The sequence below is a fragment of the Chryseobacterium tructae genome (genome assembly GCF_030409875.1).
Classification (GTDB): Bacteria; Bacteroidota; Bacteroidia; order Flavobacteriales; family Weeksellaceae; genus Chryseobacterium; species Chryseobacterium tructae.
The window spans coordinates 2,109,475-2,131,175 of the sequence record NZ_JAUFQR010000001.1 but is presented as its reverse complement, the minus strand read 5'-3'; the positions used below and the strand labels follow the sequence as shown (position 1 = coordinate 2,131,175).

At 34.9% G+C, this 21,701-nt stretch carries 23 protein-coding genes and 2 pseudogenes; 11 read left to right on the top strand and 14 right to left on the bottom strand.

From position 1 onward, the window contains the following. Positions 1–66: 66 nt before the first annotated feature. Both QWZ06_RS10545 and tpx read right to left on the bottom strand, forming a co-directional pair. Entirely contained in the window at positions 67–642 is a 576-nt protein-coding gene (locus QWZ06_RS10545) for a Crp/Fnr family transcriptional regulator (protein ID WP_290297872.1), read from the bottom strand. Between the two features lie 74 nt (positions 643–716). Next, the gene (tpx, locus tag QWZ06_RS10540; RefSeq protein WP_290297870.1) at positions 717–1,220 is read right to left on the bottom strand and encodes a thiol peroxidase; all 504 of its coding nucleotides are present in this window, start codon (positions 1,218–1,220) and stop codon (positions 717–719) included. Positions 1,221–1,545: 325 nt separating this feature from the next. Here tpx and QWZ06_RS10535 point away from each other — a divergent pair. The 9 genes and pseudogenes from QWZ06_RS10535 (at position 1,546) to QWZ06_RS10495 (ending at position 11,052) form a co-directional block, all read left to right on the top strand. Next, positions 1,546–3,762: pseudogene (locus QWZ06_RS10535) on the top strand (NADP-dependent isocitrate dehydrogenase). Between the two features lie 132 nt (positions 3,763–3,894). After that, on the top strand, positions 3,895–4,389 hold the full coding sequence (locus tag QWZ06_RS10530; RefSeq protein WP_290297868.1) for a DUF6265 family protein: 495 nt from the start codon (positions 3,895–3,897) through the stop codon (positions 4,387–4,389). 186 nt (positions 4,390–4,575) lie between these two features. Further along, the gene (locus QWZ06_RS10525; RefSeq protein WP_290297866.1) at positions 4,576–6,087 is read left to right on the top strand and encodes a hypothetical protein; all 1,512 of its coding nucleotides are present in this window, start codon (positions 4,576–4,578) and stop codon (positions 6,085–6,087) included. Between the two features lie 303 nt (positions 6,088–6,390). Then, on the top strand, positions 6,391–7,368 hold the full coding sequence (locus tag QWZ06_RS10520) for a heme-binding domain-containing protein (protein ID WP_290297864.1): 978 nt from the start codon (positions 6,391–6,393) through the stop codon (positions 7,366–7,368). Positions 7,369–7,446: 78 nt separating this feature from the next. Continuing rightward, complete coding sequence (locus tag QWZ06_RS10515) at positions 7,447–7,806, top strand: hypothetical protein (RefSeq protein WP_290297862.1); 360 nt, start codon at positions 7,447–7,449, stop codon at positions 7,804–7,806. Between the two features lie 284 nt (positions 7,807–8,090). Continuing rightward, complete coding sequence (locus tag QWZ06_RS10510) at positions 8,091–8,927, top strand: sensor histidine kinase (protein WP_290297861.1); 837 nt, start codon at positions 8,091–8,093, stop codon at positions 8,925–8,927. Further along, a complete protein-coding gene (locus QWZ06_RS10505; protein WP_290297859.1) occupies positions 8,908–9,669 on the top strand; it encodes a LytR/AlgR family response regulator transcription factor in 762 nt (253 codons plus the stop codon). The genes QWZ06_RS10510 and QWZ06_RS10505 overlap by 20 nt, the downstream gene beginning before the upstream one ends. Before the next feature lie 185 nt (positions 9,670–9,854). Then, positions 9,855–10,565, top strand: a complete 711-nt coding sequence (locus QWZ06_RS10500; RefSeq protein WP_290297857.1) for a DUF1223 domain-containing protein — start codon at positions 9,855–9,857, stop codon at positions 10,563–10,565. 94 nt (positions 10,566–10,659) lie between these two features. Continuing rightward, the gene (locus QWZ06_RS10495) at positions 10,660–11,052 is read left to right on the top strand and encodes a DoxX family protein (RefSeq protein ID WP_290297856.1); all 393 of its coding nucleotides are present in this window, start codon (positions 10,660–10,662) and stop codon (positions 11,050–11,052) included. Between the two features lie 82 nt (positions 11,053–11,134). Here QWZ06_RS10495 and QWZ06_RS10490 read toward each other — a convergent pair whose 3' ends face one another. The 5 genes from QWZ06_RS10490 to QWZ06_RS10470 form a co-directional block, all read right to left on the bottom strand. Then, a complete protein-coding gene (locus QWZ06_RS10490) occupies positions 11,135–11,851 on the bottom strand; it encodes an MBL fold metallo-hydrolase (RefSeq protein WP_290297854.1) in 717 nt (238 codons plus the stop codon). Next, a complete protein-coding gene (locus tag QWZ06_RS10485; RefSeq protein WP_290297852.1) occupies positions 11,809–12,126 on the bottom strand; it encodes a hypothetical protein in 318 nt (105 codons plus the stop codon). Before QWZ06_RS10485 ends, QWZ06_RS10490 begins: the two co-directional genes overlap by 43 nt. Before the next feature lie 139 nt (positions 12,127–12,265). After that, the gene (locus tag QWZ06_RS10480; protein ID WP_290297850.1) at positions 12,266–13,267 is read right to left on the bottom strand and encodes an aldo/keto reductase; all 1,002 of its coding nucleotides are present in this window, start codon (positions 13,265–13,267) and stop codon (positions 12,266–12,268) included. 87 nt (positions 13,268–13,354) lie between these two features. After that, on the bottom strand, positions 13,355–14,260 hold the full coding sequence (locus QWZ06_RS10475; protein WP_290297847.1) for a helix-turn-helix domain-containing protein: 906 nt from the start codon (positions 14,258–14,260) through the stop codon (positions 13,355–13,357). Between the two features lie 359 nt (positions 14,261–14,619). Beyond that, entirely contained in the window at positions 14,620–15,078 is a 459-nt protein-coding gene (locus QWZ06_RS10470) for a hypothetical protein (RefSeq protein WP_290297845.1), read from the bottom strand. Positions 15,079–15,643: 565 nt separating this feature from the next. Here QWZ06_RS10470 and QWZ06_RS10465 point away from each other — a divergent pair. Next, positions 15,644–15,931 (top strand): GNAT family N-acetyltransferase, encoded by a 288-nt coding sequence (locus tag QWZ06_RS10465; RefSeq protein ID WP_076549875.1) that lies wholly within the window; start codon positions 15,644–15,646, stop codon positions 15,929–15,931. Here the strand turns inward: QWZ06_RS10465 and QWZ06_RS10460 are convergent. From QWZ06_RS10460 to QWZ06_RS10450, 3 genes and pseudogenes are all read right to left on the bottom strand, one after another. Then, complete coding sequence (locus QWZ06_RS10460) at positions 15,928–16,092, bottom strand: hypothetical protein (RefSeq protein WP_290297840.1); 165 nt, start codon at positions 16,090–16,092, stop codon at positions 15,928–15,930. The genes QWZ06_RS10465 and QWZ06_RS10460 overlap by 4 nt on opposite strands. A gap of 54 nt (positions 16,093–16,146) precedes the next feature. Continuing rightward, positions 16,147–16,377 (bottom strand): annotated as a pseudogene (locus QWZ06_RS10455) (MBL fold metallo-hydrolase); the annotation flags it as partial. Further along, on the bottom strand, positions 16,368–17,042 hold the full coding sequence (locus QWZ06_RS10450; RefSeq protein ID WP_290297838.1) for an MBL fold metallo-hydrolase: 675 nt from the start codon (positions 17,040–17,042) through the stop codon (positions 16,368–16,370). The pseudogene QWZ06_RS10455 and the gene QWZ06_RS10450, both read right to left, overlap by 10 nt. A 155-nt stretch (positions 17,043–17,197) precedes the next feature. Between QWZ06_RS10450 and QWZ06_RS10445 the strand changes: the two genes are divergently transcribed. Further along, positions 17,198–18,733, top strand: coding sequence for a S41 family peptidase (locus QWZ06_RS10445; RefSeq protein ID WP_290297836.1), 1,536 nt, complete (start codon positions 17,198–17,200; stop codon positions 18,731–18,733). Between the two features lie 92 nt (positions 18,734–18,825). Here the strand turns inward: QWZ06_RS10445 and QWZ06_RS10440 are convergent, their stop codons facing one another. From QWZ06_RS10440 to QWZ06_RS10425, 4 genes are all read right to left on the bottom strand, one after another. Continuing rightward, positions 18,826–19,416 carry a hypothetical protein gene (locus QWZ06_RS10440; protein WP_290297835.1) on the bottom strand — a complete coding sequence of 197 codons (591 nt, stop codon included), beginning with the start codon at positions 19,414–19,416 and terminating at the stop codon, positions 18,826–18,828. Between the two features lie 11 nt (positions 19,417–19,427). Next, positions 19,428–19,970 (bottom strand): RNA polymerase sigma factor, encoded by a 543-nt coding sequence (locus QWZ06_RS10435; protein ID WP_378170240.1) that lies wholly within the window; start codon positions 19,968–19,970, stop codon positions 19,428–19,430. A gap of 253 nt (positions 19,971–20,223) precedes the next feature. Beyond that, entirely contained in the window at positions 20,224–21,039 is an 816-nt protein-coding gene (locus QWZ06_RS10430; RefSeq protein WP_290297833.1) for a hypothetical protein, read from the bottom strand. A gap of 11 nt (positions 21,040–21,050) precedes the next feature. Further along, the gene (locus QWZ06_RS10425; RefSeq protein WP_290297831.1) at positions 21,051–21,560 is read right to left on the bottom strand and encodes an RNA polymerase sigma factor; all 510 of its coding nucleotides are present in this window, start codon (positions 21,558–21,560) and stop codon (positions 21,051–21,053) included. Between the last annotated feature and the right edge of the window lie 141 nt (positions 21,561–21,701).

Here is a 21,701-nt window from a genome sequence, read left to right as displayed (position 1 = left end):
TGATAAGTATTAAAATTTGATAATGATAAAGCTACCAACTAAAATACCATCAGGCGTTAACTTAAGTTAATTTACGATCCTGCTCCGGATCCTACTCAAAGATTGTTCTGCCACGCCAAGGTAACTGGCAATATGTTTTTGTGCAATTTTCTGAAAAAGAAGCGGTTGTTTTTTTAAAAGGTTTAAATATCTATTTTCCGGGGACAGACATAGCAGATCATCAATTCTTTTTTTGGCATCCAGATAAATTTTCTCGCTCATCACCCGCCCGAATTTCTGCCAATACGCTTCTTTCTGATATAATGCTTGCAGATGCTCTTTGCTCAATAATAAGATTTCACAATTCTCCAATGCCTGGATATTCATATTGGATACGGTATCACAAAGTATACTCTCATAATCGGTAAAGAATTCGTTTTCAAAATAGAATCCAAAATTGATTTCCCTGCCTTGATCGTTGATATAAAAGCTTCTGATCGTCCCTTTTTTGATAAAGCCTAAATATTTACATTTTTCGCCTTGTTTCAGGAAAAAATCCGATTTTACAAGTAAGGTATCCTTAAGCAATGTATAAAACTCATCAAAATGTTCTTGGTCTACTTGAAACAGTTCTCCGTATTTTTCGTAAAGTTCTGTCATCATATATTGTGTATTTTGGGTTCAAAAAAAGCCTTGCAAAATCAATTTCACAAGGCTTTTTACAAAAATTATTTCTACTAATTGTTTAATGCTGCAAGGGCTGCATCGTAATTAGGCTCATCAGCAATTTCTGAAACTTGTTCTGTGTAAATTACTTTATTGTTTTCATCTGTAACGATTACTGCACGGCTTAATAATCCTTTCAATGGAGAGTCAGTGATTGTTACTTCATAATCATCACCAAAGCTGCTTCTGAAATCTGAAAGAGTTTCAACGCTGTTCAATCCTTCTGCTGCACAAAATCTTCCTAATGCAAATGGAAGGTCTTTAGAAACATTGATTACAACAGTATTTTCTAGTTTTGAAGCTTCTTCATTGAATTTTCTGCTCGAAGCTGCACAAGTAGGTGTATCAATACTTGGGAAAATATTGAATACTTTTTTCTTCCCTTCAAAAGTTTCAAGAGTTTTTACATTTAATCCTGAATCAACCAATGCAAAATCTTTAACGCTGGTTCCTACAGCTGGTAATGTTCCTATAGTGTGTACTTCGTTTCCTTTTAAAGTGATTGTCGTTGACATAATATATATTTTTTTAGTTTTTCAAATGTAATCAAAAAAGAATTTTTCTTTGTGTAATCTAAGGTTAAATTAATCTTAAAGTGAAAATAAAAATACTTGAGTCTGGCCATCAGTTTTTTAAGTAATTTCCAACCTGACATGAATTCTCAAAAACTTTAAAATTAAGTTTACTATCAATTTTAACGAACTGGAGAATATACAATTGTTCAGATATAAAAAATGAAAAGAGGCTTTTTACTTCTTTTTTTATTTAAAATCCCCTAAAAAAACAATCATATTTAGTAAATTTGTGGGACTTTAATTTCAAATAATAAATAACAGTATAATGTCAGAAAAATCAAAAATTTACTACACATTAACGGATGAGGCACCCATGCTGGCTACCCACTCGTTTTTACCTATTGTAAAAGCTTTCACTAAATCAGCAGATATCGAGATCGCTGTTCCGGATATTTCCCTGGCAGGCAGAATCTTAGCTAACTTTCCTGAGTTTTTAAAGGATGACCAGAAAATTGGTGATGCTTTAGCTGAATTAGGAGAATTAGCAACTCAACCGGATGCAAACATTATCAAATTACCTAATATTTCCGCTTCTGTTCCTCAATTAGACGCAGCTATTGCTGAGTTACAAGGAAAAGGTTTTGCAGTACCAAACTACCCTGCAGAGCCTAAGAATGATGATGAAAAAGCCATTAAAGCTAAATATGCTAAGGTTTTAGGAAGTGCTGTAAACCCTGTATTAAGAGAAGGAAACTCTGACAGACGTGCTCCAAAAGCGGTTAAAAACTATGCAAAAGCTAATCCTCACAGAATGGGTGATTGGGCTTCTGACAGCAAAACTGACGTAGCTCACATGAACAATGGTGATTTCTACGGAACAGAAACTTCTACAACATTAGAAAATGCTACAAAATACAGAATCGTATTCAAAGGAATGATGGTGCTGAAACAGTACTAAAAGACTTCGCCGGTCTTCAGGCTGGTGAGGTAATTGATTCTTCTGTAATGAACCTTAATGCTTTGAAAGTATTCGTTCAGGAAGCTATTGAAGAAGCTAAGAAAAGAAATATACTTCTTTCGGCTCACCTTAAGGCTACCATGATGAAAATCTCTGACCCTATTATCTTCGGAGCTATTGTAGAAACTTTCTTCAAAGAGGTATTCACTAAATATGCTGAGACTTTCAAGTCTTTAGATATTAATCCAGATAATGGTCTTGCTGATCTTTTTGAAAAAATCAAAGGAAATGCACAAGAGGCTGACATTAAAGCTGACATTGAAAAAGCATTGGCTGAAGAACCAAGAGTGGCAATGGTAAACTCTGATAAAGGAATTACAAACTTCCACGTTCCTTCTGATATTATTGTAGATGCCTCTATGGCTGCTCTTGTAAGAGGTGGCGGTAAATGTGGAACAAAGACGGAAACGAAGAAGATACAGTTTGTATCATTCCAGACCGTTCTTATGCTGGTTTCTATCAGTCTGTAATTGATGATATGAAAGCACACGGAAAATTAGACCCAACGACTATGGGATCTGTTCCAAACGTTGGGTTAATGGCTCAAAAAGCTGAAGAATATGGTTCTCATGATAAGACATTCCAATTATCTGCTGACGGAACTGTAGAAGTTCAGGATGAAGCTGGAAATGTTCTTCTTTCTCAAAAAGTAGAAAAGAATGACATCTTCAGAATGTGTCAGACGAAAGATGCTCCTATCCAGGACTGGGTAAAATTGGCGGTAAACAGATCAAGACTTTCTGATACTCCTGCAATTTTCTGGCTAGATCAAGGAAGAGCTCACGATAGAGAAATCATCAAAAAAGTAGAAAGTATCTTGCTGATCACGATACAACTGGTCTTGACATCAGAATTCTTGATGTAAAAGATGCAATGACTGAAACCCTTAGAAGAGCAAGAGAAGGTAAAGATACTATTTCTGTTTCTGGAAACGTATTGAGAGATTATTTAACGGATCTTTTCCCAATCCTTGAGCTTGGTACTTCTGCAAAAATGCTTTCTATTGTTCCATTGATGAATGGTGGTGGTTTATTTGAGACAGGTGCAGGAGGTTCTGCTCCAAAACACGTTGAACAATTCTTAGAAGAAGGCTATTTAAGATGGGATTCTTTAGGTGAATTCTTAGCACTACAGGCTTCTTTAGAGCATTTAGCACAAACTCAAGGGAATACAAAATCTCAGGTTTTAGCGGATGCATTAGATGAGGCAAATGCGAAGTTCTTAGCTACAGATAAATCTCCTGCCAGAAAGGTAGGTCAGATTGACAACAGAGGTTCTCACTTCTATTTAGCAATGTACTGGGCTGAAGCGTTAGCTAACCAAACTGCTGATACTGAATTAGCAGCTCATTTTGCTCCGATAGCACAGGCAATGCAGGAAAACGAAGAGGTAATCAACGCTGAATTAATCGGCGCTCAAGGTAAGCCTCAAAACATTGAAGGATACTACAAAACTGATACGTATAAAACATACGCAGCAATGAGACCAAGCACTGTTTTAAATGAAATCATTGACGGAATCTAATTAATAGATTTTCAATCAACTATACAAGAACCCCGCAAATTGCGGGGTTTTTAATTTTAACAATAGATCCACAAAATATCCCTTCTCTTTTCATGATTTTTTTATACATTTATAAAAACCAAACTTATTATCATGAAAAATTCATTACTCCTTTTAGGGGCTGCAACATTTATTTTATCTTGTAATCAAAGCACAAAAACTCCTCAAAGTGAAAGATCAGAAGCCCACTCAGAAACAAAAAATATTGTAAATTTTGATTGGCTGACCGGAACATGGAAGAGATCAAACGAAAAACCAGGAAAAGAGACTTTTGAAAATTGGATCAAAATAAGCCCGACAGAATATTCAGGCATTGGATTTACCATTCAAAAAGGAGATACAATCAGTAAGGAAACCATGAAATTTGTCAATTCCAATGGAGAATGGAGTCTATTTGTTAAAACTCCGGAAGAAAAACAATTCATCAAATTCAAAGTAACTGAATTAAAAAACAGTGAATTTATATGCATCAATGATTCATTAGATTTCCCGAAACGAATTCAATATAAGCTAGAAGACAAAAAGTTAAAAGCCATTATTTCTAATGATAAAATGAAAATTCCATTTGAATTTGAACAAATAAAATGACACGTATCCAAAGCTCCTTTTTAAGGGGCTATTTTTTTATATTTTTTACTGCAACCTTTTAATAATTCTGCATCTTATAAGAAAATAATAACATGAAAAATTAAAACAAACCTCTCTAAACTTTCGATAACAGACCTCTTCGAAAGATAAAAAAGCACCTCTTTAACTTTACAAATCTAAAATTCCATGAAAAAAATCTTATTATTCTACATTCTTTTGATTGCATCTATTGCAAATGCACAAACTTTTAGCATGAGTATTGGCACATTAGCCGTCAACAATCAGCCTGCTTCTGTTAACAATCCTATAAAAATGGATGGTGTAAGCTCTGCTAACCTCAAATTTAATGTGATATATGATATCATAACAGGTTACACAGATGGACCCTATTGGTTTCAACTCAGATTATATCAAGGAAATGGTAACTATAAAGTTCTTAAAGACATCAAATATAGCAATCTTCTCACCGGATTCATAAGCTTTGATGTTAATGTTGATAATTTCGACTTAAACTATAGCTACAATAATTATCTTGTCGCCTTTGTCAAATCTGATAATTCCGGGCTTGAATGGTATTCCAACAAGATCATTTTTCACAAAAAACCGACTTTTAGTTTATCACCTCAAAAAACATACATTAACTGTTCCAATCCTGCCCCTGTAACATTTACCTGTAAAAGCAATACAAGCGAAGGATCTTTCAGTTACAACTGGAATATTGGCGCTGGATGGAGCTTAAACGGAACTCCCACATCAGGAAATATTACCGCAGGCTCAACTCTTACTTTAACCCCTACTACGCCAGGTGTACTTCCTGATCAGGTAAAAGTTAATCCAATATGGGAAGGCGTAAGCCAGGGAACCCTTAGTTCCTCATCTGTTTTTGCTGGTATTGATTCTTCTGTAGCGATTACCGGGTCTAACAATGTGTGTTCGTTCCCTTCAACAGTAACTTACACAATAAATTCTCCGACCATATCCAATACAACATGGAGTACCTCCGACACCTCAATTGCTCAAATACTATCATCTACGGCAACTTCTGTCAATATATCCATTAAGCAACAAGGATTGTTTACGCTTACTGCTACAGTATCTAATCCATGTGGACAGGCCAAAACGTTGAATAAAAAAATATTTGTGGGTACACCAAGCTATAGCTTCAAAACAGATCCAAATAACACCAATTATGTAACCTATTATGCAATCAGTAATATTCCGGATGTATCTTTAGAGGATCAGGGAATATCGCCTGATAATTTTATCTGGAAAAAATTAGACGACGGTTCCACCCATACTGGTTTTTCATATAGTGCCAATGGTTTTGGATATGATTGGAGCTTCCTTGTTGAAACATCTGCGATCACAGATTGTGGCATCCTTAAAAACTTAGTAACCATTCAACCTCCTGCTCCTCGTGCTTGTGACCGATATTCAATTGCTAAATCCGGTAACTCCGGGTCTGTATATTTTATCGAAATAGATCCTTGTGGCCCTCCACCTGCAGGAAATAGATCCACTCTATTTTCCAAAAAAGCGGAAAATATAAAACTATTAGTAGTAGATGCCAGAGGAAGTATAGTAGTAGACACCAGTAATTTGAGCTTTGATCTTGAAAGACAATTGCCTGGTACTTATTACGCAACAATCATTAAAGATGGAAAAGTGGTTCATAAACAGACTTTACTGAAACACTAAATATAGATATAAAAGTAGCCTTTTGCTAAACGAAGCTCAATATCTCTTAGTACCCAATCTGATCAAGGGAATTAACTTCCTCAATAAGATCATTATAGATTGACCATTAAAAAAGCAATAAACCATCTATACATCTAAAATTGAACAAAAAAGATCTCACACTCCAAGTGTGAGATCTTTTGAATTTTCACACCTCAAAATTCAGCTTTCATCTTTCAGTTTGTCCGCTTTAACTTGTTTTCCATTTCAACATGTATTCTCCCCAACTACTTTTGATCCCAGAAAATAAAAACAATACTTATTATGGATACTGCAAAGAAAAAAAGAAGCCCCATTGCCATTGCATTTCTGATTATACTGGGAGCCTTTGGAGGATTACAGTTATTCAGTCAGCCTTTGGAAGGAAAAACTGTCATGGTAAAAATGGATGCTCCAAAAGAAGTCATCTCCATCCTTGAAAATTCATGTTTCAACTGTCATTCCAACCAACAGAACCTTAGCTGGTATGATAAGGTTGCTCCTATATCATGGGCAGTGAACAAGGATGTGAAACGAGCAAGAGAAGTTCTGAATTTCTCAGATTGGGAAAAGCTTACTACCGCTGAGCGTCAAGGAAGAATGTACGCGATTTTAAACATGGTACAAAGTGGAAAGATGCCTCTTCATGAATATACTTTACTCCACCCTTCTGCTAAGATTACAGAAAAAGACATTGAAACGATAAGAAAATATACTTTTTCATTATCTGCAGCCAATACCTCAGCAAAAAATACAGAAGTGAATCATGAAATCACAACGACATCCGGTTCCTATATAAAAACACCCGTTTCTCCTAATGGCATTCAATATACCGATGATTTTAAAAATTGGAAAGTCATTAGTATGAGTACACTTTTTGACCATTCCATCCGGGTTATTTATGGAAATGATATTGCCGTAAAAGCTGTTGAAACAGAAAATTTTCACCCATGGCCAGACGGAAGTATTGTAGTGAAATCTGTATGGAAGCAAAAGGAATTCCCCAATGGAGAGATTAGAGCCGGAGAATTTGTGAATGCTCAGTTTATGGTCAAAGATTCTGAAAAATATACAGATACCGAAGGTTGGGGATTTGCAAAATTTTCAGGAAAAGATCTCCATCCCACTGGGAAAACAGCCTCTTTTGCTAAAGAGTCCTGTATTGCCTGCCACAGACAACTTGCCGAAAAAACAGGCTATCTGTTTGATGTTCCTATGAAAGTAAATACACAAAGACTCATTCAAAATCTACAGAAAAAATGAAATATACTATTAATCCTACTGGTAAGCCTGATCTCACCGATCTCCTGCAATAAGAAAAACAATGAAAACGAAAACAGATTGAAACGATTTGTTTTTGATTCCGGAAATCTTAAATTTATTTCCAATTCCCTGAATCCTAAGAAAGAGACCATGGCTGCTTTATACGGCAACGAAAAAGCTTTGGCATCATTATCCCGGGAAGATAGCAAACCAGAGGTAGGAGCCCTGATGAAACTGGTCACCTGGCGGTATCACGATAATCCCCAATATATTGGTGGAAAGATTACTGGTGAACTGGTAAGTATTGAAACTGTTCAGACGGATATCAATGGAAACACTTCTTATGTTATTCAAAACACTTCAGCTGAAAATCCTCCACATAATAAAGAAGAAAGAATACAATATTTCATGAGTTACCATCCTGTAAACAGACCTTAATAAAAGTAACCCTTTGTGGTTACTTTTTGTTAATTGTAAAACGGATACATGATTGATCATTTTGCCGATAAAAAGCATTAATTTAACCTTTTCAAATCTCCTGTTCTAATGCAGCAACAAAAAATAAGAATATCACAAGCCATTATCTGGATAAGCTCTATTTTTCTAGGAATTTTATCTTCTGTTCCTCAGCTCGCCTCCCATGAGTTAACTGGAAGGAAGCTGCTGTAAACTCAGTCATCACAGCAGCATTTTCAGTGATCATGTGGTACATTAATATTTATATGCTGAACCGAACCAGCAAACGAAGACAACATATTTCCTACTCCAGATTATTGGTGGTTCTGGCCTTTGGAATGGTTATTATGTTTGGATTAGCATGGGTTCAGCAACTGATTCTATCTCATATCAACTTTGGACCGGTTATGCTGATGGTGGAAGTACGCGGAATTCTTATCAACCTGGTATGCTATATGTTTTTAACCTTATTGCAGAATAATTATGCCGGCCAGCAGATAGAACTTGAACTTGAGAAGGTAAAAAGCGACAATCTTGGTGCTCAATATGAATTATTAAAGCAACAAATCAACCCGCATTTCCTTTTCAACAGCCTGAACACCTTGAAATCAATGGCAGAAACCCATGATGAAGAAACGGTTGACTTTATTGTAAAGCTTTCTGATTTTTATCGGTTTACCCTTGAAAGCAGAAAACTCGACCTTATTAAAGTGCAGGAAGAGATGAAAATAGTGAATGCCTATCTTTTTCTTCAAAAGGCTCGTTTTGGTGAGGGCATCACTTTTACCCTGGAACTCGAAAAAGAAGTGTTTCAAACCTTAGTTCCACCATTTACATTGCAGCTTTTAGTTGAAAATTGCATCAAACATAATATTGTTTCACAAAGCAAACCTTTACACATTAAAATTTATAATGCAGATAACCACATTATCATTGAAAACCCTATCCAACGCAAAGTTTCCATAGAAGATTCTTTGGGTGTAGGTCTTGACAATATTAAAATGCGCTACAAACACTTATTGGAACAGGATATCATCATTAATTCAGACGAAAAAACATTTCAGATAAAACTACCATTGATCCATGAATATCATCATCATTGAAGACGAATTCAGGGCGGCAAAGTCCCTGCAGAATTTAATCTTAGACCTCAAACCGGACTCAAAGATACTGGGAGTCTATGACAGCATTGAAGGCAGTGTAGAAGCATTATCAAACGGTATAAAGCCAGACCTGATCTTTATGGATATCCAACTGTCTGATGGGCTTTCATTTGAAATTTTCAAAGCCGTGGAAATTACCTGTCCTGTGGTTTTTTGTACTGCCTTCGACCAATATATGCTGGATGCTTTTAAAAGTAAAGGAGTAGATTATATATTGAAGCCATTTTCCAGAGCAGATATTTCAGAAGCTTTGAAAAAGGTTGATGATTTAAAGAGTTTCTTTCAGAAAAATGAGCTGCCCGACCTTAGTGTTCTCCTACAGAAAATCCAACAGCCATCAGGAAAAACCAGCTTTCTTGTATTTAAAAATCAGAAATATACGACTGTACTTACTGAAGATATCGCTTATTTTTATATCCATAATGAAATTACTCATCTTGTGACGTTTTCCAAAGAACAGTTTCCTCTTACCCAGCCACTTGGGCAAATTGCAGAGCAGGTATCTGACAAGCAATTCTTCAGGGTTAACAGACAATATCTTGTCAATTTTAAAGCCATTAAGGAAATGGAACATTATTTTCAACGTAAAATTCTGGTAAAACTTACAATTGAAACTCCTGAAAAGCTTTTAATCAATAAAGAAAAAACGCATAGCTTTTTCACGTGGCTGGAGGATAGATAATCCTCTTTTCCTTATTAAAAATCAATCATTGCAACTTTACAATAGAGTTGCAATTTTTATTTTCCGGCTTATAAAAAATATTCTTCTTTTCATTTTCCAGGTTCACCCCTCAATTTGTCTGATTCAGCTATTTTGATATTCTTTTGAGCCTCAACAGTATCTACTTTTGAATCAAATTAAAAGATATGATACTAAAGAATACAATCACCGTCGGGATTTTTACCCTATCATTATTTACCATTTTTGCTTTTGTTCAAAAAGGCGGAAAAGAGAAAACAAAACAATATTCAACCAACGAAAATAAAGGATTCGCTGTTCTGGAACTCTTTACTTCAGAAGGCTGTTCTAGTTGTCCGTCTGCTGATGAACTAATGGGAAAGATTGAGAAAGAGTATACAAATGAAGATGTCTATATCTTATCCTACCACGTTGATTACTGGAACCGTCTGGGATGGAAAGACCGATTCAGCTCTACGGAAAATTCTCAGCGTCAGCAAATGTACAGTCGGATTCTGGGCTCTCAGGTTTATACCCCTCAATTGGTTGTCAATGGAAAAACCGAATTTGTGGGTTCTGATAAAAATGCAGTAAATAGTGTCCTTCAAACAGCTCTATCACGTCAATCAAATACCAATATCAGTATTTCTGCGAAGGTTATTCAAAACGAAATTCAGGTACAGTATGACATTCCTGACCCAGGTTCTAAAAACATACTTCTGGTAAGTTTGGTTGAGAAACACGCTTCAACAGATGTAGGAAAAGGCGAAAATGAAGGCCGTCATTTACAACATTGGCAAATCGTACACAAACAGAACTCAATAGTCTTAAATAAACAGACAAAGGGAGTAAGCATATTTCAACTTCCGAAACCATTTCTGCAGATAACTGGGAAGTGATAGCTTTCATTCAGAATCCAGGAACAGGAGAAGTCTTTCAGGCTGCAAAGGGTCATTTCAACTCAGTACAATAATCATTAAAACAATACGACAAATGAAAACAAAAACAACAAAAATCATTTATTGGTCAGGGGCTATTTTTATGTCATTATGGTTTGGAGCAAGCGGCTTCTTTGAACTCACAAAAAATCCTGTAGTATGGGATATTACCCGGCAATTAGGCTATCCACCACATTTCATTTATATTTTGGGGGTATTTAAGCTATCAGGTGTTCTGGTTCTTCTACTCCCCAACAAACTATTAAGGCTTAAAGAATGGGTCTTTGCAGGCATGTTCTTTGATATCATTTTTGCCTTCTTTTCAAAAATAGCAGTGCTTGGTTTTCCTGCAACAATAGATGCCATCATAGCTTTCTCTGTCCTTATCGTCACATATATCATGTTCAGAAAGCTATATTCTTCAGAACTCATATTGGGTGATATTTAAGTTTTGGCTAAAGCCGGATGAATGATTTATGATGATGAGAGCGGGCTAAAGCCCGCTCCTATTCATTATCTTAAACGATGTTCTAATTCATAAAGCTCTCAGGAATCCACTCAAATCCCGGAGTCTTTATTTTTGTAAAGCCCAGTCCTGGCCATGGCAAATGAGAAGCAAATGCTCTGGCTTTTGTATCCGCCAACTGCTTAAGAAATTTCTTTCTCGAAGCAGTCGCAATATCCAGATCTGTATCTCCTGAAAAACCCCAGTCAGGATGTGGAAAAAGAATAATATCTGAGTGAATGAGGTCAGCAACATACATCAGTTTTTCATTCCCTGATGATATTGTAGTAACAGTTAAACCGGGTGTATGTCCGGGAGCTAATTGAAAACTGAAGTGATTATACAGCGTCTTGTTTAAATCATAAAATTTCAACTTTGGCTGAATCGTTTTCAATATATTCTGAAGTGCCGGGATAATCTGGGTGAGCATTTCGGGATGGGCCTTCAAAGCACTGTTATTAAAATCATTAAGGGAAGCCTTCATCCAAAAATCGTGTTCTATTTTTGAAATAAAAACAGCAGCATTGGGGAAAACAAGCTTATTCTGTTTATCTACTACTCCACCCATATGATCGGGGTGAGCATGAGAAAGGAAAACATCTGTAATATCGTTGACTGAGAATCCTGCTTTTTGAAGGCTTTTTAATAAAAATCCAGTTCTTTCATCAGCAAATATTCCCATCCCTGTATCCATCAGAATCAGCTTTTCTTTTGTTTTAACAAGCAGAATATTGACTGCCATATCAATATAGGTATCTGCCCTGAAGTTGTCTTTAAGGATGGTTTCAATTCAGAAATATTTCCTCTTGGAGCAAATGAGTTCAGATCCTTCTCATGAATATATCCGTCTGTCAGAATAAACAGCTCTAATTCTCCAAGGTTAATCTTTTTAAAACCGGAAAGATCATCTCCTGTTTTTTCTGAGATGGTCTTCGTTTTTGCAAATACATTGGAAAAAGGAACAAGACTTAGTGTTCCTGCCAGCAATCCGCTTTTCAATAATTCTCTTCTATTCATAATTTAGGTGGTGTTTCTGCATTCATTATAACTAAAATAACATTTCCTGAGATGGAAATGTTTTAGACTAATAAGTGCAATATATTTTATAGAAAAACCTGGGCTTCTGATATTCAGAAACCCAGTGTAAGTTTAATGTTTAGTTGTTGACCAGTTTCATTGAGCCTTCGTTATACCTTTCTCCTACATTTGGGTATTTTTTCAGGATAGCATCAATAGTTGCCAAATCTGACTGAGACAGCTCTATACTAGCGGCTGCAACATTCTCTTCAAGATATTTGATGCGTTTGGTTCCCGGAATCGGAATGATATCGTCTCCCTGATTCAATACCCATGCTAAGGCCAGCTGAGTTCCTTTTACTCCTTTAGAAGCAGCAAACTCATTGATTTCATTAGCTAATTTTGTATTATTTTCAAGGTATTCCTGCTGATAACGAGGTAATGATTTTCTGAAATCATCATCTCCAAGATTTTGCACCTCACTAATGTTAGCAAAAAGCCCTCTTGCCAATGGTGAATAAGGAACCAAAGAAATTCCTAATTCTCTAATTGTTGGCAATATCTCATTCTCAACATCTTTGGTAAGGATGGAGTATTCTGATTGTAAGGCAGCAATCGGATGAATTTCATTGGCTTTTCTGATAGATTCTGGGGAAGCCTCAGACAAACCAATATATTTTACTTTACCAGCTTTCACCAATTCTGCCATAGCTCCTACCGTTTCTTCAACGGGAACATTGGGATCAATTCTGTGGGCGTAATAAAGATCTATTGTATCAATTTTTAATCTCTGAAGACTTAAATCTACAGCCTTTCTGATCCATTCCGGAGAACCATCAAAGTATGTTCCGGGAGCACCACTATGGCTTGCTTTTCCATCTTTAAATCTGAACCCAAATTTTGTAGCAATAAAAATTTTATCTCTATTAGGGACTAAAACTTTAGAGATTAATTTTTCATTTTCTCCGTCAGCATACATATCTGCTGTATCCCAGAAGTTAACGCCTAAATCCAATGCTCTATGCAATGTATTGATACTTTCCTGTTCATCTGCCGGCCCATACGCAAAGCTCATTCCCATACAACCTAATCCAATAGCAGAAAGTTGTTCACCAGTGTTTCCTAATTTTTTAAATTTCATGACGGTTTTGATTTTAATTTTACAGGACAAAATTAGAACATGAATCAGCTATCCTCGATATAGAATTCAAACTAAGAATTATAAAATTCAAACAAGGTTCAATCTTAGAGTATTGGGGGTTATTCCAGTTTGTTTTTTAAAATAATTGGTAAAATAAGCCGGTTCTTCAAATCCCAATCCATAAGCAATTTCTGCAATATTCCAGTCTGTATGGGTCAATAAAGCATTTGCTTCCTGTATGACTCTTGCTGTAATCTGCTGGCTTGTTGTTTTCCCTGTAATTTCTTTTACGGATCGGTTTAAAGAGTTCACATGAATGGAAAGACTTTGTGCATAATCATTGGGAGTCTTCAGCTTCAAACAGGCTTCAGGACTATCAATTGGAAATTGCCTTTCCAGCAGTTCCATAAATAAGGAAGCCACTCTTTGGGATGCATTTTGATAAGGTTCAAAAGTATCTGCCGGATGCATTCTCATCGTTTCATGAATCATCAAATGGAGATACGCTCTCAGCATATCATATTTATGGACATAATCTGACTGAATCTCCGTCATCATTTTCGTATACAGCTCAGAAAGAACTTTCTGCTGTTCTTCTTCCACAAAGAAAACCGGAGTTCCCCCAATTTTAAACAAAGGTGAATCTTGAAGATTCCCCAATCTGCTCCCATTCTGCAAAAATGATTCTGTAAAAAGGCAAAACCAACCTTTCTGGTCATCATCTTCAGCCTCCCAGGAATAAGGAACAATAGGATTGGAAAATAACAAAGCAGGGCGATCTACGTAGATCCATTTATCAGCATAATGAAGCTTTCCTTTTCCTATAATCAGTGAAATTTTATAATAATCTCTTCTGCTGTATGGTGATAATAATGAACAGTGATCTCTTGAAAACACATTAAAATGCCCCATTTTGTTTGGTCCTAAACATAGAGACCCGAATCCGGGAGCATTTCGTTCATAAAAACCTTGTATTGATTCATTTGATTCCATATTTCAAAGTTATAAAATTCAAACAAATTAACGGATATAATTTTAAGAAAGGGAATTTAGAGGTTGGAAGTAGGAAGATGGAGGCTGGAAGTACTATGGCCGTTGATTTCTATTGATGTTTTATATCTGAATAAGTTTTTGTTAGAATTTTATTGTGATAATAGATGAATCGTGGAGTTTTTAAATTTCGGCAAAGCCAGATGAAGAATCTTTTATTTATTTGAATGGGCTAAAGCCCATTCCTATTGATCTTGATATTCTCATGGAGAATAGATGATTATTAGCAATAGTACTTATAATAAAAATGGCCAGCACGAATGCCAGCCATTTCAATAGTGAATATATATAGTTGATAATGGTTAATCCCAATCACCATCTCCATGGTGTCTATGATGTTTATTTTGTTTTTTGTAATATTTGGCTCTCTCTTTATAGTATTTTTCCTGATCTTTACGATATCTTTTATAATCATTTTTATTTCGCCCGTATATGATCACAGGATTTTGTCCTCTATAATATCTCTTTTTAAAAACAATGTATTTTTCTCTTCCAAGAATTCTTTCCAATTCTGAATATCGGTCTCCTTTCCATCTTCCAGGCTCTACTACATACACTCTATTCCATGAATCGTAATCACGGTATCTGTCATTCAATGCATAGACTTGATTAGCTTGTGTTCTAGAAAGCAATAGATCTGCAATCACTGTCTGCCAATTAACATCTGAAATACTTCTTCTATAATCATTATAATAATCCGACTGGGCATAGCTCAAACTAAATGTCCCAATCAAAAATGCTGTTAACAATAACTTTTTCATTTCACTCCTCTTTTAAATTAAACATGATGACATAGTCAATTAAAGTGCCAATTATTAATCGTAAATCCCAATATTTGTTAATAAAAAACATAAATAACTGATTATCTTTAAAATAATTTACAATTTTCATAAAGTTTTATAATTATCAATTAGTGAATTGTATACTTTTTAACAGCTTTAAATATTTTTAAACAGCAAGGAAATAATATAGGATGCGGAATATTGAATACGCGTTACACGGTATTCGAAATAGAAGGTTGGTGGAAAGCTTTTAGGTTTTGGCTAAAGCCTTATGAATTCCATTTTTTTATTTAGGCGGGCTAAAGCTCACCTCTATTGATAGTACCCAGCCATCCTTGAGATATAACAACTATATCTTGTATCTTGTATCTTGTATCTTGTATCTTGTATCTTGTATCTTGTATCTTGTATCTTGTACACTAATAAAATTCGTTAAGATTCTCAAAAACTATTATTTCATGTTAAATAATTTTGTAATTTTAAGGAAGAGAATGTTTTCGGGAGTTCTCAATATTATTTTTTTATCAACCAAATCTCAATAATTATGGAAAATATAAAATTTATGGTATCTCCATATCAGGATGAATTGCAGTTGTTTATTGATGAAAAAAAAGCGGGTTATATGTCCATAGAGGTTGACGGAAGACTTCTTATTGTATATTATACCAAGCTTGATGAAGATCGTGAGGGTAAAGGTTATGCCAAATTACTATTGGATGAGCTGGTTCGTTATGCAGAAGAAAAAGATTTGCTTGTAGACCCGGAATGTGATTTTGTACGTCAACAATTTGAAAATCATCCAAGAAGATATAAGGATATCTGGCATGCTTAGTCCCACCAGACTGTAAACTGCTGATCTTGAAGATTCAGGTCTACGACTTCTCCAATTTTCGGAGTAAGGATATCTAAGTTTTTCTCTTTACCTAAGCTTGTTATTTTTTGCAATGGCTCATTCCATGGATGAAGTGCCAGTGCAAACTTTGCAGCATGCACCGGAAGAATATGCCTGGCATTTATATCAATAGCCGCCTGAATAACATCCTCAGGTAAGGTATGGATATATCTCCAGGCTTCACCATATTGCCCGTTTTCAAGGATAGCATAATCAAATGGTCCATATTTCTCGCCAATTATTTTAAAATGAGAATCATAGCCACTATCGCCCCCTAAGAAGATTTTCTTTGTAGGGGTTTCCAGTACATAGGAAGTCCAAAGAGTATCGTTTTGCTTTAATCTTCTACCGGAAAAGTGCCTGGCAGGCGTAAAGGTTAGTCTGATTTTATTTTTAATTCAACTACTGTATCCCATTCTTCTTCAATAAGCTGTTCTTCTGTATAGCCCCATCGCTCCAAATGCGCTCCTACGCCTAATGGAACAATAGCCATCGCTGTACGACTTTTGATTGACTTCACAGTAGGATAGTCAAGATGGTCAAAATGGTCATGGGTGATCACCAGATAATCAATATTTGGTATATCCTCAGGTGTAAAGATATCAGCTCCTTTGAATGCCTTGTTAAAATATTTGAAAGGTGAACCATATAAGCTTAATACAGGATCAATCAAAAATGAAATTCCGTCTGTCTGTATATAATAGGATGAATGCCCCAGCCATATAAAAACATCTGTATTTTTGTCCAGGCTCTTTAGATCTGTATGAATAGAAGGAACTTCCTTTAATGGCTTCAGTAATGGATGCTTTTTACCTAAGAGGAAGTCATAGGTTACCTTGCTCATTTTATATCCTTCTGCAATGGAAGGTGTATGACTGATATTCTGAAATTGTTTATTTCTGTAAAGCTTCGACTGTCTAATACGTATCAGACGTTTTCCCTTGGGAACAGCTCCAAATGCCATCCTATTAATTACGACACAATAGGTTGCTATCAATAAAATTACAATCGTAAAAATCCAATACATCATTTGTAAAAAAATAGACTTCAAAGGTACCTACTTTTGTCCTTACATGAAAATAAGATGTGTTTGAGTGTATTTTTTTAACTAAATTTATCATGTTTTTCAAAAAATTTATTATTCATTTAAGTAATGATTAATTTTAAACTTTCTATTTTAGCAGCTTAAAAAAACTCAAAGATCTATTGAAAAATTACTCGGTATTATTTATTCTGGCCATGCTTTCCTCATGTGCATCTATTAAAAGGCACAATGAACAGAGAGCTTCCTGTATTCCCCCTGAGCAGCTTAAAGAAGATGTAGATTTTGCTTATTCAAAACTTCAGCAGATGCATCCCCAATTATATTGGTATATTCCCAAAAAAGAATTGGAACGCAAGTTTGACAGTCTTAAACAAACCATTACCGAGCCACTTACTCCACTACAGTTCTATTTTAAACTTCAACCAGTGATTGCCGGAATTCGGGAAGGACATCTTTCATTAAGAATTCCCAGAAAAAAATTTACAAAAAGGGAAATCAAGACTTTGGAACATAAAAAAGGACTGTTCAGCAGATTTGAATATTATGTTTCCGGAGAACAGATGTATATTACAGAGAACAGGGATGGTATTGAAAACATTCAACCTGGAACCGAAATTTTATCGATCAACAATATTCCGGTTTCGGACTACATCAAAAAATACAGAAACCTCATCAGCAGTGATGGTTATAATACAACTTTTCAGCCTTATTTTTTAAAAGATCTATTTTTCAGTTATTATACCGCAGAAAATGGACTTGCCGACAGAGCAACCATTGAGACTCTTTATAAAGGTGAAAAACATACTTATATCTTAAGCAGGGAATCAAAATCCGATACTGATCTTGAAAAGGATAAGGAAATGAATAAACGAACTCAGGAAAAAAAGCTGAACGATTATGTAGCTGCCAGCAATTCCTATAACCGAAGTTTTAAATTTCTGGATAAGGACAGTACCATAGCTTATATCAAAGTGAAAAGCTTTTCAAGAGAATATTCGGATGAGTTTTATAAAAAGACCTTTTCAAAGATAAAAAATGCCAAGTCAGATTATCTCATCATAGATGTTCGAAACAACTATGGCGGTTCTCTTTATGAGATCAATAATCTATATTCATACCTTACCGACAAGCCTTTTACCCTGATTAAGCCATCCCAGGTTACTTCAAGAGATATCCCCTTGAGAACCAATTATTTCAGAAAAAGCACTCCATTAGATTATGCGATTAAGAGTATCTCCTATCCAAGTTACTTTTTTGCCCAGGCTTTCAGCACTTATAAAAAGGATGGAAAGGTTTTCTATAAAATGAAAGCTGACAAACCTACAAAGCCTAATAAGGAAGCTTTCCATGGAAAAGTTTTTGTTCTGATCAACGGCGGAAGTTTCTCTGCATCTTCCATCATTACCGCAAAGCTTAAAAATGATAAAAGAGCGACTCTTGTAGGAGAAGAAACCGGAGGTGCCAATGATGGAACCGTAGCAGGTTTTTATTCTTATCAGAAATTACCCAATTCCGAAATCAGATTTCCGATCGGACTTCTTCTTGTACAGCCGAATATTGATTTTTCAGATACCCACAAAGGAGTTGTTCCTAATGTAGAAATCAAAGAAAGCATGCAGGATATTATTGATAAAAAGGATCCTCAACTGGACTGGATAAGGAAGGAAATCGGGAAGGAAAAAGATATCAGTAATTAAACGGAAAGATTGACATTCTCTTTATGAAAAGTTAATAAATAGATATAATAAATAGAATCGGCGGGCTTTCAGCCCGCCGATTCTATTTAAATTTACTTTCTCAGTTCATTTAAAAGAGATTCAATATGATTGATGTATCGCCCATAATAACGATGGAACCAGAATTTACCACATAAAAAAAGTAAAAATAAGCCACCGACAAGGCTGCTAATCAAAATAACAGCTATTTTAATCTCACTTAAAGGCTGTGGCCACGGTATAAATTCCAGGACGATAAGAATTTCACATACTATAAATGGTGCAAAACTGATATAGTAAGATAGATAATATTGTTTATTCAGGTTTAACTGAGTAACGAGATCTTTCAGAGAATCACTAGTCTTAAGTTCTGTATTGCTGATATTATTATACAATTTGAAGAACTTACTGTAAAAGAAAATGGTAACAATAAGCATTGAAGCGATCAAAACTGTGATATACAATTGAAGTTTAAAGGGCTGGCAAACGGAACAGACCAGGAATGCAAAAACGAAGATGCCCACCACCCACCAGAATTCCATGCGCATATTTTTGCGCACTTTCTCAAGGGGAAGATTTATTTTATTTCTCTGATCTATGCTTATTTCAGGGGTTTCATTTGCAATATCTTCATTCCAGGTATTTTTCAATTCATCTATATTCATTGGATTAGGATTTAATATTGGTTAGGATTATGTTGATTTAAGATATCTTTTAATTTATTTTTAGCTCTATTCATTTTTACTCTTGCATTGCCCTCGGAAATCCCCATCTGATCGGCAATCTGCTTCCCTGAAAAATCTTCCAGATAATAAAAAATAAAAGCTTTATCAATCGGATTGAGTAACTGAATTGCTGTATACATTTCTACCATTCTTTCTTCTCTCTCATTATCATAATCTTCCTGAGGAATAAAATGATGAGATAAATTCTCATTGTTAGTAATAAAACTTCTTCTCTTTTCAGTTTTGAGGAAAATAATAGCTGTGTTTAAAGCTATTCTGTACAACCAGGTTGAAAATTCACTTTCTCCTCTAAAGTTGGGGTATGCTTTCCATAACTGACAGGTTATTTCCTGAAAAAGATCATCCTGATCATCTTTATCAGACATATACATTTTAGAAATCTTAAAAATGATTCCTTTATGTCTTTCAATCTTATGGATAAATGCTTGTTCTAATGAGGTCATAACTTGTTGCTCTATAAAGTTAGTTTTCATTGAAAAAAATTGTTACAGAAATTAATTAAAAAAAATAAAAAAACCCGACAGAAAATACTGTCAGGCCTCTCACTGTGTTTTTTTTTAATGTCTACTATTTTAGGATAGTGCTTTATTCGAAATAATTGTGTGTGTTTATAAAAGTAATAATAGCTCAGTAGTTAGTAGAAAAAAAACGAAAATGTTACATCATTACACAAAAAAACTGGTCGTTTTTTCCACCAGTTTTTATTTAATTTTCAGTAAAGTATCTTTAATTTAATCGATCTAAGGCTCTTTGCAAGGTTGTGATATCAATACAATTCAGCTTAGCTCCAATGATAATGATGATAAGAAGAACCAGAGTTAAAAACAATATAATAAAAATATAAACTGATACGTACCATATAATTGTGTTCAGGATATTCCCTTTAATCCCCATTTTATTCATGAAAAACTTTTGGGATCTCTCAAACCAGGTTTTCTTTTTTTCAATTCGTGGTTTTACTTCTACTCCATTCAGCTCATCTACCAGGTATACCACATCATCAATGTATCTTCCGTACATATAATAGATCCAGTATTTTATAATAAAGCATACCAATAATAAGGTAATAAAAAAACTTATTCCGAAAATGGCCAGATTGTACTCCATCTCAAAATGGAAATTAATCTTAATCAGAGATAAGAGAAAAGCAAGCGGGATATAGGAAATATAGTATGAGATATAGATTTCCCTGGAGATTAAAAGCTGGGTTTTAAGATTGAACAAATCATAATTGGTATTGATACTATTTTTTTGAAGTAATTTATAAAGCTTAAGAAAACGGGAATAAAAGTAACTCATAAAGGCTATGGTCAGAATAGTGACCAATGTTGATATGGTTCTTACATTGGAATCTGTAGAAGCAAATGGAAAACTCGTTAATAGTAATGGCAATGTAACAACCATCAGCCAAAATTCGGTTTTCATATTGATCTTCAGCATCTGGAGCGGAGAATGAATATCACGCTGTTTTTCAAGGGATATTTCAGGTGGTTCCTGTCCTGTATCTTTATTCCAAAGTTCTTTAAAGTTTTCTAACTCCATTCTTTTATCTTTTAAATTGAACCTGTTCTCTGTTTTGCAATGATCTCCTTCAGTTTTGCCTTCGCTCTTTTAAGTTTCACCCTGGCATTAACTTCTGTAATACCCAGCTGATGAGCAACTTCCTTCCCTGAAAAATCTTCCAGAAAGAAAAAAATAAGGGCTTTATCAATAGGACTCAACTGATGAATAGCCTCATACATCAACTTCATATTCTGATCATCAATATCATTATAAGGTTCCTGCTGGGCATTGAGCACCTCAATATCCTGATTTTGTATAAAGCTACGTTTTTTCTCACTTCGTAAAAAAACAATTGCTGTGTTAAGCGCAGTTCTATAAAGCCATGTTGAGAAATCACTCCGCTGCTGAAAATCGCCGTAAGATTTCCATGCCTGATAAATGATCTCTTGATAGAGGTCATTCTGATCGTCCTTATTATCCATATACATTTTAGAAATCTTGAAAATAACACCTTTGTGCTTTTCAATTTTCTCTAAAAATTCTTGTTCCGATGAAGACATGATTTACACACTAATCCTTACGGTAAGATTTTATAAAAACCTCGCCTTGTTATAACACAAAATATTCTAATTCCAGCCTTTAAGTTAAAAAATCCTTAAAAAATACAAGTATTTATTAAGGATTTTTATTTTATGTTAAAT